10 protein-coding genes are annotated in these 15018 nt (G+C 63.2%); 4 read left to right on the top strand and 6 right to left on the bottom strand.

The genetic code is table 11. The features are described from left to right. Positions 1-8: 8 nt before the first annotated feature. Positions 9-1697: an NAD-dependent malic enzyme gene (locus SADO_RS02050; RefSeq protein ID WP_353108787.1), complete on the bottom strand. Its 1689-nt coding sequence runs from the start codon at positions 1695-1697 to the stop codon at positions 9-11. Between the two features lie 163 nt (positions 1698-1860). Here SADO_RS02050 and SADO_RS02055 point away from each other — a divergent pair, with 163 nt between their 5' ends. Together SADO_RS02055 and SADO_RS02060 are read left to right on the top strand one after the other, a co-directional pair. Then, positions 1861-2250 (top strand): rhodanese-like domain-containing protein, encoded by a 390-nt coding sequence (locus SADO_RS02055; RefSeq protein WP_353108789.1) that lies wholly within the window; start codon positions 1861-1863, stop codon positions 2248-2250. A gap of 150 nt (positions 2251-2400) precedes the next feature. After that, a complete protein-coding gene (locus tag SADO_RS02060; RefSeq protein ID WP_353108790.1) occupies positions 2401-4170 on the top strand; it encodes an SLC13 family permease in 1770 nt (589 codons plus the stop codon). Between the two features lie 43 nt (positions 4171-4213). Here the strand turns inward: SADO_RS02060 and betT are convergent, their stop codons facing one another. From betT to SADO_RS02080, 4 genes are all read right to left on the bottom strand, one after another. After that, positions 4214-6256 carry a choline BCCT transporter BetT gene (gene betT, locus SADO_RS02065; protein ID WP_353108792.1) on the bottom strand — a complete coding sequence of 681 codons (2043 nt, stop codon included), beginning with the start codon at positions 6254-6256 and terminating at the stop codon, positions 4214-4216. Between the two features lie 61 nt (positions 6257-6317). Continuing rightward, positions 6318-7979: a choline dehydrogenase gene (gene betA, locus SADO_RS02070; protein WP_353108794.1), complete on the bottom strand. Its 1662-nt coding sequence runs from the start codon at positions 7977-7979 to the stop codon at positions 6318-6320. Between the two features lie 11 nt (positions 7980-7990). After that, on the bottom strand, positions 7991-9454 hold the full coding sequence (gene betB / locus SADO_RS02075) for a betaine-aldehyde dehydrogenase (RefSeq protein ID WP_353108796.1): 1464 nt from the start codon (positions 9452-9454) through the stop codon (positions 7991-7993). A gap of 236 nt (positions 9455-9690) precedes the next feature. Then, the gene (locus SADO_RS02080) at positions 9691-10557 is read right to left on the bottom strand and encodes an MBL fold metallo-hydrolase (RefSeq protein ID WP_353108798.1); all 867 of its coding nucleotides are present in this window, start codon (positions 10555-10557) and stop codon (positions 9691-9693) included. 499 nt (positions 10558-11056) lie between these two features. Here SADO_RS02080 and SADO_RS02085 point away from each other — a divergent pair, with 499 nt between their 5' ends. Next, positions 11057-11452 (top strand): hypothetical protein, encoded by a 396-nt coding sequence (locus tag SADO_RS02085; RefSeq protein ID WP_353108800.1) that lies wholly within the window; start codon positions 11057-11059, stop codon positions 11450-11452. 453 nt (positions 11453-11905) lie between these two features. Here SADO_RS02085 and SADO_RS02090 read toward each other — a convergent pair whose 3' ends face one another. Continuing rightward, positions 11906-14230, bottom strand: coding sequence for a mechanosensitive ion channel domain-containing protein (locus SADO_RS02090; RefSeq protein WP_353108802.1), 2325 nt, complete (start codon positions 14228-14230; stop codon positions 11906-11908). A gap of 342 nt (positions 14231-14572) precedes the next feature. Here SADO_RS02090 and SADO_RS02095 point away from each other — a divergent pair, with 342 nt between their 5' ends. Further along, entirely contained in the window at positions 14573-15004 is a 432-nt protein-coding gene (locus SADO_RS02095; protein WP_353108804.1) for a hypothetical protein, read from the top strand. Positions 15005-15018: the final 14 nt, after the last annotated feature.

Genomic DNA, 15018 nt, shown 5'->3' on the forward strand with positions numbered 1-15018 from the left:
GCGGCGTTCTAAAAGGCAGCGCGACGATAGCGCCGATAGCGGGGGTACCAGAAATGCCGCTCGACGCTTTCTCGAATGGCCTCGTCACTGGACTTGAGCGCCACGCCTTCGGCCTGTGCCTGTTTGGCCACGGCAACGGCGATCGCCTGGCTGAGTTCGCGTACCGCATCCAGCGGCGGCAGTAGCGCGCCTTCGCCGTGAATCGCCAGCGGCGAATTCTCGGCCAGTGCCCGGGAGGCGGCCATGAGCATCTCGTCGGTCACCCGCGTCGCCCGGGCGGCGATCACGCCGAGGCCGATACCGGGAAAGATATAGGCGTTGTTGCACTGGGCGATCGGGCGCTGCTCTTCGCCCACCGTCACCGGGTCGAACGGGCTGCCGGTCGCCACCAGCGCATCGCCATGGGTCCAGTCGAGAATCTCCTGTGGCGTGGCCTCGACCTTCCAAGTGGGGTTCGACAGGGGCATTACCAACGGGTGCGCGCAGTGCGCATGCATGGTCTCGATCACCTGCTGCGAGAACAGCCCGCGCTGACCGGACACGCCGATCAGCACCGTCGGCCGCGCGTTATCGATGACATGCAACAGCGCGTCGTCTCCGGCCTCTGGCCAGCCCTCGACAAGCGACCGAGGCTGGGCCAGACGGCGCTGAAAATCGTACAGACCGCTCATGGCGTCGGTGATCAGGCCGTCGCGGTCGATCATGTAGATCCGTTCGCGGGCTTCCTTTTCGGTGAGCCCCGCATCGGTCATCGCCACCACGATCTGTTCGGCGATGCCGCAGCCGGCCGAACCCGCGCCGACGAAAGCGATCCGCTGATCGGCGATCGATTCGGTCTTGGCCTTGCAGGCTGCCAGCAGCGAGCCGACGACCACGGCCGCCGTGCCCTGGATGTCGTCGTTGAAACAGCACATCTGCTCGCGATAGCGCGCCAGCAGCGGCATGGCGTTGCGTTGCGCGAAGTCCTCGAACTGCAGCAGCACGTTCGGCCAACGGCGCCGGATCGCCTGCACGAACAGGTCGACGAACTCGGCGTACTCTGCATCGGATATCCGCTCGTGGCGCCAACCCATGTACATGGGATCGTCGAGCAGTTGCTGATTGTTGGTGCCGACATCCAGCACCACCGGCAGCGTGTAGGCCGGGCTGATGCCACCACAGGCGGTATACAGCGACAGCTTGCCGATCGGAATGCCCATGCCGCCGATGCCCTGGTCGCCCAGGCCCAGAATGCGCTCGCCGTCGGTGACCACCAGCACCTTGACGTTGTCCTTGGTCGCACTGCGGATGATGTCGTCGATGCGGTGGCGATCGGGATAGGAAACAAAGATGCCGCGATGGTTGCGATAGATCTCGGAGAACTTCTCGCAGGCGCGCCCGACCGTCGGCGTATAGATGATCGGCAACATCTCCTCGAGATGATCCTCGAGCAGACGAAAGAACATGGTCTCGTTGTCGTCCTGGATGCCGCGCAGGTAGATGTGCTTGTCCAGATCGTTGGTGCAGGTCTGGTACTGCTGATAGGCGCGCTCGACCTGCTCGTCGATGGTCTCCACGTTCTGCGGCAACAGGCCCACCAGGTTGAAGGCCACCCGCTCGTCGGCGTCGAAAGCGTTGCCCTTGTTGAGCAACGGCATCTCCAGCAACGTTGGGCCGGCATAGGGGATATAGAGCGGTCGCTTGGCGTCCTGGGTCATTCGGCGATCAGCAGTTGGTGACATTGGGCCTATACAGCATAACGCTTGTAAGGGCTGCTCGGCCGCACGAGCAGGCCGCTCGCCCTGAAGCTGCCCCTATCCGTTTCGCCATCCGCGCCCCGGCGTGCTATATCAGGCGTGCCGTTTCGATCCCACCGATGCCATGCCCATCACCAAATCCGCCAGCCAACTCGTCGACGATGCCCGTGCACGTATCGTTTCGCTGACGCCCGAGGAAGTCGCCAGCCAGCGTGACCTGCCCGGCGTGATCCTGGTCGACCTGCGCGATGTGCGCGAACGCCAGCGCGAAGGTTATATCCGCGGCTCGATGCACGTACCACGCGGCATGCTCGAGTTCTGGGTGGACCCGGACAGTCCGTATCACAAGCCCGAACTGGCCAAGGCGGAGTCGCTGATCCTCTATTGCAACAAGGGCTGGCGCTCGGCGTTGGCGGCCGCCACCCTGCTCGACATGGGCCTTGAACAGGTGGCCGACCTGGACGGTGGCTTCACCCGCTGGTGCGAAGACGTCGGCGAGGTCGCACGCGACTGAGCGGCGTCCGAGCCGCCATCGGCTCGCCCCACGTTCGAGAGCACATTGAGCCGACGCGCTATGCTCTGCATACCGCCTTGATTCAGTAGCGAGAATGCCCGGCTTGTCGTCCCCCGCTGCACCCGCTTATAGCGGCCTGGCGAACCACGCATGAGCCTCGACGCGCTCCTAACGCTCGGCGTGCTCGTCGGCGTATTTGCCATGCTCACGCTCACACGCATCGCGGTCGACGCGGTGCTGGTCGGTGGCTTGATCGTGCTGTTGCTGACGGGCGTCGTAAATGCCGAAGCGGCGTTTGCGGGCTTTTCCAATCCGGGCCTGGTGACTATCGCCGCGCTTTATATCGTCGTCGCCGGCCTGCGCGATACCGGTGCCACGCAGATGCTGGCCACGCGCGTGCTGCGCCGGCCGCGCTCGGTGCCCCATGCGCAGGCGCAACTGGTGCTACCCACCGCCCTGCTCAGCGCGTTTCTGAACAATACACCGGTGGTGGCTGCGTTGATCCCGGCCGTCTCCGACTGGTGCCGCAAGCACGGCCTGTCGGTATCGCAGCTGATGATGCCGTTGAGCTTCGCCGCCATTCTGGGCGGCACCTGCACTCTGATCGGTACCAGCACCAACCTGCTGGTCAACAGCCTGCTCGTGCAGCAGGGCATCAGCGACGGGCTGGGCATGTTCGAGCTGGCCTGGGTGGGCCTGCCCATCGCGTTGCTCGGCATCGGGTTCATGATCGGCGCCAGCCACTGGCTTCTGCCCGATCGCACGCCGGCGCTGGGCCGCATGGACAACCCGCGCGAATACAGCGTGGAAATGATGGTCGCCGCCGGCGGGCCGCTGGAAGGTCAGACGATCGAAGGGGCTGGGCTGCGCCAGCTGCCCGGCATGTATCTCGCGGAAATCGAGCGCGACGGCCATATCCTGCCGGCCGTGTCGCCACGCGAACCACTGCAGGGCGAGGATCGACTGGTGTTCGTGGGCATCGTCGATTCGGTAGTCGACCTGCAAAAGACCCGCGGACTGGTACCGGCGACCGAACAGATCTTCAAGCTGGACACGCCACGGCGGGCCCGCGTGCTGGTCGAGGCGGTGGTGTCTCACAGCTGCCCGCTGGTGGGTATGACGATCCGCGACGGCGGCTTTCGCGGCCAATACAACGCCGTGGTGCTCGCAGTCGCCCGCGACGGTGCACGTATCCAGCGCAAGATCGGCGATATCGTGCTCCAGCCCGGCGATACGCTGCTGCTCGAGGCACGCCCTTCGTTCGTGGCCCAACAGCGGCATTCACGCGATTTCTTCCTCGTCAGCCAGGTCGCGGATTCACAGCCGCCGCAGCATCACCGCGCCTATGCAGCGATCGCCATCGTCGCGGGGCTGGTCGCCGTGGTCACCGTCGGACTGACGGATATCCTGCATGCGGCGCTCGGTGGCGCGGCGCTGATGCTGCTCGCGCGCTGTTGCACGCTCGGCTCGGCACGCAAGACGCTCGACTGGCCGTTGCTGGTCGCCATCGGTGCGGCTATCGGCATTGGGGCGGCGGTGGAACAGACCGGGCTGGCTCAGGCGATCGCCGGCGGCTTCATCGGCCTCGCGGGTTCGTCCACGTATGCGGCACTCACCGGGCTGTTCGTCACCACGGTGCTGATCAGCTCGATGGTCACTAACAATGCCGCAGCGGTAATCATGTTTCCGATCGCCGTTTCGCTCGCGCAAGGCGCCTCGCAGTCGCCCATGCCCTACGCGATCGTGGTACTGGTTGCCGCATCGGCAAGCTTTCTCACCCCGATCGGCTATCAGACCAACCTGATGGTCTACGGCCCCGGCGGCTATCGCTTTACCGACTTCCTGCGCCTGGGCGCGCCGCTGACATTGCTCGTCGGCGTGATGACGCTGCTCATTGTGCCGTGGGTCTGGCCGCTCTGAAACGCATCCCGGGCCTGTGATCACAAGCCCGGGCGCCCTGCCCTCAGCTTTGTTCGCCCGCAATCGGCTTGATGCCACCGAGCGCCTGACGACGCATATGCAGGAACGTCAGATGACGTTCGTACTGATCGAGAATGTCGTCGATGATCTGGGCCTGGCTGTAATGCATCAGGTCGTAGCCCTGGCTGCCGTCGATCAGGTGGACTTCCAGTCGATAGTATTCGGTCTTGCCCGACTGCGGCCGCGTCGCGAACGCGGGCTTGATGGCCGGCGTCGGCCAGATGCCGTAGATGAAATCCTGCTCATCGGCCATCGCCGCCCTTAGCACCAAGCCATTCCGGTCGCCCGCGCCGCTTTCAATCTCGGCGGCAACATCTTGACCGCCGAGTGCCTCGCGAACATCGTTCATCGCCGCGCGGGCTGTTTCGCCCATGAATCGCTCGGCCTCGGCGCGATCGGGGAAACGCATCGCCCGCGACAGACGCTTGCGCCAGGCCCCCGGCTCGGCGCCGCCGTCCGAGATACGCCCGGACAGATAGCCCGACATCGCGGCGATATGGCTGCGTTCCTTGAAGCCTTCGGTCCGCAGCGCACGGTAGAGCCCGAACATCATGAAGAACAGCACGATCGAGAACGGCAGGCCGGTCACGACCACCGCGCTCTGCAGTGCGTTCAAGCCGCCGGCCATCAACAACGATAGTGTGAGCGCCCCGATAATCGCGGCCCAGAGGGTACGCATCCAGGCCGGCGCGTCGTTGTTCACGTTCTCCAGCCGGTAGGTGAAGTTCGACAGCACCAGCGCGCCCGAGTCACCGGAAGTGACAAAGAACACGATCGCCAGAATCGTTGCCACGATGGTGGTCAGCCCAGCCCAGGGCAGTTGCTGCAGAAACAGGTAGATAGACGAGGCGGGATTGTTCATGGCCTCGTCGCCGAAATCGCCGGCGCCTTGCAAGACCATGTCGATCGCGGAATTACCCATGATCGACATCCACACCATCATGAAGGCCATCGGCAGGATCAGCGTGCCGGCCACGAACTCGCGAATGGTGCGCCCACGCGAAATACGCGCGAGGAACAAGCCGACGAACGGGCCCCATGCAATCCACCAGGCCCAGAAGAACAGCGTCCAGGCATTGAGCCAATCGCTGGGCGGGTCGAAGGCATAGGTATTGGTGGACAGCGAGACGAAACCGGTGAGGTAGTCACCCGCGTTCATCACCAGGGCATTGAGCAGGAACAGCGTCTTGTCGCTGAACAGCACGAACAGCATCAACACCAGCGCCAACAGCATGTTGAACTCGGATAGCCGCCGGATGCCCTTGTCCACACCGCTGATTGCGGACAGGGTTGCGAACACGATGATGAGCACGACGAGCACCGCCTGCACGACGGTGCTCTCCGCGATCCCGAACATCAGGTTCAGCCCGTAGTTGAGCTGGATCACGCCGATACCCAGGCTGGTCGCAATGCCGAACACGGTGCCCAGCACGGCGGCAATATCCACGGTATGGCCAATCGGCCCTTCGATACGCTTGCCGAAGATCGGGTACAGGGCCGAGCGGATCGTGAGCGGCAGCCCGTGGCGGTAGGAAAAGAACGCCAGCGACATGCCGACCAGCGAATACACGCCCCAGCCAGACAAACCCCAGTGCAGATAGGTGAGTTTCATCGCCTCGCGCGCGGCTTCTACCGTACCGCCCTCACCGACCGGCGGCGCAAGAAACTGGGTGACCGGCTCCGCGATACAGAAGAACAGCAGGTCGATGCCGATACCGGCCGAAAACAGCATCGCGGCCCAGGACAGCATGCTGAACTCCGGTCGCGAGTGCTTGGGGCCCAGCCGGATGTCGCCATAGCGTGACAGCGCGATGCCGATCACGAAGAACAGATAGATCAATACGACAAGGAAGTAGTACCAACCGAAACTGTTCGAGACCCAGCCCAGCATCGTGTCGATGAAGGCCTGGGCCGACTCGGTGAAGATCATGGTCCAGAGCGCGAACAGCAGAATGCCCAGCGATGAGCCGTAGAACACAACCGGATTGATCCGGTCGCCGCTCGGCGTGGATTTCTGATCGTTCATGTCGTCCCCCTGATGAACCGACAGTGCATACCCGCCGGCTGGAAATCGTGTCTGGTTCGGCTTAGCGCTGGCTGGTCTGCCAGTTGGACGGCTCGTACCAGCCCTGGCTGGACGGCTTTAGCGGCTCGCGCCCGCGTACCGCGTCGGCGAGCTTCTCGGCCATCATGATGGTCGGCGCGTTGAGATTGCCCGAGGTGATGCGCGGCATGATCGAGGCATCAATCACGCGCAGCGCCTCGACGCCGTGCACCCGGCCCTCACCGTCGACCACGGCGTCGTCATCGGTCCCCATGCGGCAGGTGCTGCAGGGGTGATAGGCACTTTCGCCGTTCTCGCGTACCCAGGCGTCGATTTCGGCGTCGGACTGCACGTCGGCGCCCGGCCCCAGTTCCTTGCCGCGATAACGGTTGAACGGCGACTGGGCGATGATCTCGCGCGTGAGCCTGACGCCTTCGCGCATCTCGAAGCGGTCGCGCTCGGTGCCCATGTAGTTGAAGGTAAAATGCGGCGCGCTCTTGGGATTTGCATCACGCAGCGTGAGCCGGCCGTGGCTTTGCGGGCGCATCGGCCCGACGTGGGCCTGGAAACCGTGACAGACCGCCGAGCTGGAGCCGTCGTAGGAGACCGCCATCGGCAGGAAGTGATACTGCAGATCGGGAAAGCGTACGCCCGCCTCGCTGCGGATGAAGCCACCGGACTCGAAGTGGTTGGTCGCCCCCAGGCCCTTGCGGGTGAGCAGCCACTGGCCGCCGATCTTGGCCATGTTGTGCAGCCGCTGCGAACCGTAGAGCGTGATCGGCTCCTTGCACTCGTACTGCACATAGACCTCGAGGTGGTCGTGCAGGTTGCGCCCCACGCCGTTGAGCGTGGCCACCGGGCTGATGCCGTGTTTCGTCAATTCATCGTCAGGGCCGATACCCGAGAGCATCAGCAGCTGCGGCGAGTTGATCGCGCCGGCACAGACCAGCACTTCCTTTTTGGCATCGACCGATACCCGCTCGTCTCCATGCTCGAGTTCCACACCCACGGCCCGGCGGCCATCGAAACGGATTCGGTTGGTAAAGGTCTTCACTGCAATGGTGAGGTTGCCGCGCTTCATGGCCGGGCGCAGATAGGCATTGGCCGTGGACCAGCGCACGCCGTCCTTCGTGGTCATGAACATCGGCCCCACGCCTTCCTGCTGGTGGCCGTTCATGTCGTCGGTGTAGGGGTAGCCGGCCGCCATGCCGGCTTCCACGAAGGCGTGATAAAGCGGATTCTTCATCGGGCCCGTGGTGACATGCAACGGCCCGCCGGCGCCGTGATAGTCGTTCTCGCCCTGGTCGAAATCCTCGGCCTTGCGGAAATACGGCAGCACGTTGGCATAGCGCCAGTCGTCCAGATCGAAATCGTCCGCCCAGCCTTCATAGTCCAGCGCGTTGCCGCGCACATAGGCCATGCCGTTGATGGACGACGACCCGCCCAGCACGCGGCCACGCGGGCAGTACATCCTTCGATCGTCCATATGCGGATCGGGATCGGTCTCGTAGTACCAGTTGTACTTGTCGTCGGCCAGCGGATAGGCGAACGCCGAGGGCATATGGATATAGATGCTGTAATCCATCGGCCCCGCTTCGACCAGCAACACCGAAACGTTCTTGTCCTCGGTGAGTCGATTGGCCAGCACGGCGCCTGCCGAGCCGGCGCCGACGATGACATAGTCGTAACTGTTCTCGAGTTTCATCGGCGGCTCTCTCAATAAGGCGCGTCGACCGCGCCCCGGGCGACGAACACGCTTTTCAGGCGGATGTAGTGCTCCAGCGCGCGGCGGCTGTTTTCCTTGCCGATACCGGATTCCTTGATCCCGCCGAAGGGCATCTCGATCGGCGTGATGTTGTAGTGGTTGATCCAGAGGATGCCGGCTTCGAGATCGGCCGCCACGCGATGCCCGCGCTCGATATCGCGGGTAAACAATCCGGCCGCCAGGCCGAACGGCGTGTCGTTGGCGCGCGTCACGACCTCGTCCTCGTCGGTGAACGACAGCACCGACATTACGGGCCCGAAGATCTCCTCGCGCACGATCTGCATGTCGTCGCTACAGCCGTCGAACACGGTCGGCTCCACATACCAGCCGCCTTCGCAGCCGGCGACGGTAGCCTGCGCGCCGCCGATCAGGCATTTGGCCCCTGCGGCCTTGCCGGCCTCGATATACGACAGCACATGCTGCATATGCGATTCGCTGATCATCGCGCCGACATCGGTATCGGCGGCCATCGGGGCACCGATCTTCAGCTTCTTCGTGCGGTCCAGCAGGCGTTCGAGAAACGTCTCGCGGATCGATTCGTGCACGAACACGCGCGTGCCGTTGGTGCAGATCTCGCCCTGGGTGAAGAAGTTCGCCATCAGCGCGCCGGACACGGCGTTGTCGATATCCGCGTCGTCGAACACGATCAGCGGCGACTTGCCGCCGAGTTCCAGCGACACCGCCTTGAGCGTGGATGCCGAGGCGGCCATCACCTTCTTGCCGGTATCTGCGCCGCCGGTCAGCGAGATCTTGTCGATATCGGGGTGATTCGTCATCGCCTGGCCGACATCGCCGAAACCGGGGATGACGTTGATCACGCCATCCGGAACGCCGGCCTCTTTTGCCAGTTCGGCGAAACGCAGCGCCGACAGCGGCGTGAGTTCCGAGGGCTTGAATACAATGGTGTTGCCCGCGGCCAGCGCCGGCGCGCTCTTCCAGCAGGCGATCTGTAGCGGATAGTTCCAGGCCCCGATCGCGCCGACCACCCCCAGCGGCTCGGGCCGGGTATAGAAGAAGCCTTCGTCGACCTCCTGATACTCGCCCTGGATCGAGGCTGCCTGACCGGCGAAATACTCGAGGCAATCCGCGCCGGAATCCACATCGGCCTCGGGCGTCTCGGCGATCGGCTTGCCGCCGTCGAGGGTTTCCAGCTCTGCCAGTTCGTCCCGATGCTCACGCAGCTTGTCGGCTAGGGCCCGCAAAACGCGCCCACGCGCCACGCCGCTCATGCGCTTCCATTCACCGAAAGCGCGTCGCGCGGCGGCAACCGCGGTGTCTACATCCGCGCTGCTGGCCTGGGCGACCCGGCAGATCGATTGACCAGTTCCTGGATTGAAGGTGTCGAACCAGGCGCCGCCTTTGGCTTTCACGGCACGGCCGTCGATCCACAACAGCCGATCGTGTGCATGACTCATATCAAGCTTCCTTCTTGCTGTGCGCTGTCACAGCGGCCAATGGGCCGCGCAGGCTACCCGAAGAGGCATGAGCCACGCACGTTCAAAACGGCTATCCCTGCATAGTGTTTTGCACACCGGCTTTTGACAAGCCTGTGGACAAGCCGTTGGCGGGCGCCGCCAGCCCTTTCATGTCGGGCCCTGCGAGCGAACTGGTTATTAATTAACCAGTTTTGAACCGAACGAGCCGCGCGCTGCTAGAACTGGTCCAGAGGAATTTTCAGGTAGCGCTGACCGTTCGATTCCGCCGGCGGTAACGCACCGCCCTGTGTATTGATCTGCAACGCGGCGAGCATCCGCTCGGGTAACGGCAGATCGGCGTCGCGCTCCTCTCGCATGGCCACGAATCGCTGCTCGTTCATGTTCTGCAGGTGTGGATTATCCTGTTTTTGTTCGGCCACGGTGGCCATCCAGCGTGGCGCGCGGCCATTCGGGCAATAGTCGTGGCCGGTGAACAGACGGGTCTCGTCCGGCAGCGCCAGGATCGCCTCGATCGAGTGATACAGCGTGCGCGCATCGGCGCCGGGGAAATCGGCGCGTGCGGTGCCGAAATCGGGCATGAACAGGGTGTCGTGGATGAATGCCGCATCGCCAACGACATATGTGATCGACGCCAGGGTATGCCCGGGTGAAAACATGACCTGCCCGGCCAGACTGCCAATCGTGAATCGATCCCCGTCATCGAACAGTCGATCCCATTGCCGCCCGTCGGTTGGAAAGTCGGCGCCGAAGTTATAGATCTCTTTCCACAGCGCTTGCACCGCCGTGATTTGGCTACCAATGGCGCGTGGCGCGTCGAACAGCGACTGGAGGTATCGGGCTGCTGAAAAATGATCGGCGTGTGGATGAGTATCGAGAATCCACTCGACTTGCAGTTCGCGTGTCCGGATGAAAGCCGCGATCGCGTCGGCATGCACCGTGCCGGTGCGAGCCGCCACTGGATCGAAATCCAGCACCGGGTCGATGATCGCGCAACGCTTCGTCGCATTGTCGATCACCACATACTGCACGCTACCTGTGGGTTCATCGTAGAAGCCGACAACTTCCGGGGCGTTCTCTTGCATATCGTCCTTGCTGAAACGCGTATGTAACCGGCTGGAACAGCCACAGCGTTATAACTTTTTGCGCTTTCCTTATTCTAACACCGCTCACATGTGATCCAGCGGCGGTAGTCGTCCGCGAAACCTCCGGCACGTTCCATTAACGAACGCAATGGTCGGCCCGGCGCGCACAGATGCGCAACGAGCGAACTCAAGCTGCAGCATCACCGCTGCCGCGTACTGCAGACCGATCCTGTGATGTTTTACCCAGAACCTCTGGGCAACCTTGTGGACGAACCGGGCGCAAGCGCCTGAAATACGCTCATGGCAGGCCTTGAGCCTTGAATGGTTAAATATTGACCAATACGGCCTGGGTACGGAACGGAATCGATAGCCGAACAGCGTTCCCCCGCAGCCGCATCTATAAACCCACGGACCGTCCCTCGGTAAAGCTGCTCGTTGCAAATGTCGGGGCCGCTATGCGATTGATGGGGGCCAATTCAGTCTCCGAACCGGAACTTCAATGCCCTACCTGCAACTCGATGTGCCAACGGAATACCCTGAGGCGACCAAGAAAGCGTTGGCCGCCAAACTGGGCGCGACCTACGCTCGGCTCATGCAGACCACGCCGTACCGGGTCAGCGTCGGCTTTCGAGAGCTCACCAATGGCAGCCTCTGGCGCTGCGCCGATGGCGACCCGGTACCGGGCGTCGTTCTGATGTGCGATATCCGTCGCGGCCGGCCTACCGAGTGGCGTGAGCAACTCGCGGTTGCACTGCTCGACCTGGTATCTGAACACCTGGAACTGCCCCGCGATCGCATGGCTATCGAATTCACCCAGCACGCGGGGGACGAAATGTTTCGTGCTGATGAAGGCTGGGCCAAGGATTGGACCGAAACCGAGGCGCAGCCCGCCTGAACTCTTTTCACAGCGCCATGGGACAAGCCTGTGGACAACCCGTCGGCAACTACCCCTAGCGCTTTGCCGACGGGCACTCGCCCATCTCTGATCACATATTGATCAACACGCGGGAGGCCTTGACGGCCGGCGTTTTCGTGGGTCTCGCCACCCTCCTCGATCGCCTGTGTGTTTGTGCACACGGCCTCGGGATAACATTGTGGACAACGCGGGCACAAAGCCGTAGAACCCCGGTCGTCATAGGCCCAGACCACCGGCGGCGAATTTCTGTCCAAAAACCGGCTACCGCTGCCCCGCGACATGCTGCGTCGCGCAACGGTGCGCCCGAACGGGCCATTGTCGGTCTGGCCGATAAAAAAATTCCGCACCGGGCCTGATTTTTCACTACACGCATAAAAAAACCCGCGGCCCCGAAGGACCGCGGGTTGTCTGCCTGAGGATAGCGGCAGCGGATCAGTTGTCGGCCGGCGCGTCCCCCGTTTCGGACGGCGCCGCATCGTCGCCCTCGCGGCGTGCCTTGAGCGGCGCGTCTTCGCCGCCATCGGCCGCCCCCTCGATGATGCGCAGGTTCGCCGGCGGCGCCTTGCCGTCGCGATCCTCGCCAAAGTAGAGGGTCTGATGGGGGAACGGGATCTCGATACCCGCTCGATCGAAGTGCATCTTGACCAGCCGGTTGAAGGCACGGCCAACGCCCCACTGGGTGCCGGGCATGGTCTTGATCATGATGCGGATATTGATCGAGCTGTCGGCCAGCGCGGTCACACCCGGGACCGCGATGTCCTCGAGAATGTTGGCGCCCGCGACCGGATCTTCCTTGAGCTCGGCGAAGGCCTCGCGCAGGTGGTAGATCGCGTTGTCGATATCCTCGCGGTAGGCAATACCGTACTCGGTGCGGAAGTAAGCGAACTCACGCATGTAGTTCGTCACTGTATCCGCGGAGGAGAACGGCACGATGTGATACGCACCGTCCAGATCGCGGATAGACACCGAGCGGATGGTCAGGCGTTCGGCCGTACCGGTCACACCGCCGACGGTTACCACGTCGCCCGTGTTCATCGCGTTTTCGAGCTGGATGAACACGCCGGTGATGATGTCCTGCACCAGTTTCTGGGCGCCGAAACCGATCGCCAGGCCGAGCACACCAGCGCCAGCGATCAGCGGGCCGATATCCACACCGATCTGCGACAAGGCGATCATCAGCGTCATGGTGAGGATCAGAATAGCCAGCGCGTTGCGGAACAGCTCGAGCAGCGTTTCCTGACGGGCTGTGGGCTTGCCGCCACCAGTGTTCGGATTCAGCCGGTGTTCGATCACACTCGCCGCAATCAGCCACAGCAGCGCTGCGGCGACCAGCACGATCGCTACGCGGGTCAGCGTCGAAACCGTCTGCAGGCCGACATCCGAGGCGAGCCACGCGCCGAGATCGAACAGATGCCAGGCGTTGGCCACGACCAGCGCCACCGCGACGAGGATCACGACACGAATCACCTTGAGTGCGTTCGGCACGTAGGAATTTACACGTGCCTCAAGCATCGGCAGCTTCTCGCGGACGTTGTCCGAGAACGCTACCCGCTTGCCAATCGCCTTGGACAGCATGCCAGACACACCGAAGCCGACAGCGGCTGCGACCAGCGTCTGCATCGTCGCGTTGAGCATGAACGGTAGTGCGCCAGTCGGATCCATCTGGCTGGATACAAACAACGTCGTGAAGTAGGCGACGGCCAGCAATACCCAGAGCTTGGAGGCGAGCTTGAACAGCACGCCGAAGAAGCCGACGGAGGCATTATCCGCCATGCTCTTGAGACGCGCGTTGAACAGCTTGCGATTCTTGAAGATCACGCTCAACGCGTAGATATAGGCGCCGCCCATGAGCAGGAAGCTCACGATCGCGCCGACAAAGAACGACAGCTGCACGTTCACGATCGGCACCAACACCAGCAGGCCGTAGCCGATCACGCCGACAAACCAGCGCAGGCGTACGCTCCACCAGCCGGCGATAGAGCTCGGGATATTGAGCAGCCGGAGGTTTTCGTAACGTGCGGCAAACACGGCACGAATCGCGACCTTGGTCAGCTCGATAAGGGCGAAGGCGTTGATGAACAGCGATTCGCGCGTGCCCATGCTGCCGGCTTCACCGAACGCATACAGCCCGGCCAGATAACCGGCACCGCAGGCGAGCAGCACCACGGCGATGTCCACCACCAGAGCCATGAAGATGGCGGTGCCCCGTCGAATGAGTACGCCAGCGCCGGTCTCCGCGCGCTGCGAAAAGCGTCCGATCGCAGAAAACAGCGTGCCCGCCAGAAAACGCAGCACGAAGAACGCCGCCACGGTGGACACCGCCACGAGCGCAAACGCCGTGACTGCCGCGAAAAACAGGCCTGCATTGAATTCCGGTCCGGGGCCGCGATCCTCGTTGATCGAGGTGAGCATCGCCCAGGTGGCAGAAACCCGCTCGCCGATCACTTCGGCCCAGTCTGCGGTGGTCTGCGCGAAGCGTCTCGCAAACGAAACGCGTTGCTCACTGGCTGCCGCCTGCTCCACCGTGGCCGCACTGGCGTCGTCGGACGGCGCCTGCTCAAGCGCGGGATCGCTGCCTTCCTCAGGCGGCGCCGGCAGCGCCGGGTCTGCTTCTGCCTGCGGGCCAGCGGCTTCGCGCAGGCGGTTTACGATCTCCTCGCGTGCTTCGTCGTTCTCGAGCAGATCGGCGAGCTGGCTGAGCGGCACCACTTCGCTGGCGTTGTCACCGTTGGGTGCTTCACCTTGCTGCTGCGCCATGGCCTGGGGCGCCATGACCAAAAGCGAAATCGTGACGAGAAGAACGAATATCCGCAGGGCGTCAAAGGCCGTTCGCGAAGCACAGGCTCGATTCATGGTGCGTCTTTCCTCGGCAGATACCAGAGAGCAAAGGCGGCCTTTTTCGCGCACCGACAGGGCGCAGGCCGACCGTAATATGCTGCGTATGATGACCGCAGCAGGCCGCAGAGACAAACTGCGGCAAGCATTCTCAAGCGTTTAGGACGTCGTGCAGGCTTGTTCAGTTCCCGGACGGATTGCTTTCACGCGCCGTTCAGGCCGGTCGCGCAACGCTCGTTAGGCGCTCTGCTACCGAGACACGTCATGCCCAAGAAAATCCTCTGCCTGCTGCTGCTGGTCTATCTCGCCGGCTGCGCCTACGACGGCCAGGGCCGCTATGCGGGTCATCACAACGTCGGCCACGTAACCCATCGCAACTACTACGACGACCGCCGTGACCACCGACGGCATCAGCCCGTCTATCGCCACACCAATCAGCATCGGCGCGACAACAAGCATCACGGCTACAGTCACAAGCGCCGTCAGGACGCCTATCGCGAACGCCGGGCCCGTCACCATGCCGCCGAAAGGCGACGGCACGAACGCGCGGTACAGAAGCGCCGCTCGCACAAGGCTACCCAGCGTCGCGTGGCGCACTCACGCCACGACAGTCGTGACGACCGCCGGGAGCACCGCGGACGGACCAGCGGCCGTCGAGATCATGATGGCCATCGCCGGTCGGCGCACCGCGACTAGAACGCAGCGACGTC

The organism is Salinisphaera dokdonensis CL-ES53, assembly GCF_040361215.1.
Classification (GTDB): Bacteria; Pseudomonadota; Gammaproteobacteria; order Nevskiales; family Salinisphaeraceae; genus Salinisphaera; species Salinisphaera dokdonensis.

Coding starts and splice junctions, on each gene's coding strand:
- SADO_RS02050 (WP_353108787.1), bottom strand. CDS start 1,697: ATGACCCAGGACGCCAAGCGACCGCTCTATATCCCCTATGCCGGCCCA.
- SADO_RS02055 (WP_353108789.1), top strand. CDS start 1,861: ATGCCCATCACCAAATCCGCCAGCCAACTCGTCGACGATGCCCGTGCA.
- SADO_RS02060 (WP_353108790.1), top strand. CDS start 2,401: ATGAGCCTCGACGCGCTCCTAACGCTCGGCGTGCTCGTCGGCGTATTT.
- betT (WP_353108792.1), bottom strand. CDS start 6,256: ATGAACGATCAGAAATCCACGCCGAGCGGCGACCGGATCAATCCGGTT.
- betA (WP_353108794.1), bottom strand. CDS start 7,979: ATGAAACTCGAGAACAGTTACGACTATGTCATCGTCGGCGCCGGCTCG.
- betB (WP_353108796.1), bottom strand. CDS start 9,454: ATGAGTCATGCACACGATCGGCTGTTGTGGATCGACGGCCGTGCCGTG.
- SADO_RS02080 (WP_353108798.1), bottom strand. CDS start 10,557: ATGCAAGAGAACGCCCCGGAAGTTGTCGGCTTCTACGATGAACCCACA.
- SADO_RS02085 (WP_353108800.1), top strand. CDS start 11,057: ATGCCCTACCTGCAACTCGATGTGCCAACGGAATACCCTGAGGCGACC.
- SADO_RS02090 (WP_353108802.1), bottom strand. CDS start 14,230: ATGGCGCAGCAGCAAGGTGAAGCACCCAACGGTGACAACGCCAGCGAA.
- SADO_RS02095 (WP_353108804.1), top strand. CDS start 14,573: ATGCCCAAGAAAATCCTCTGCCTGCTGCTGCTGGTCTATCTCGCCGGC.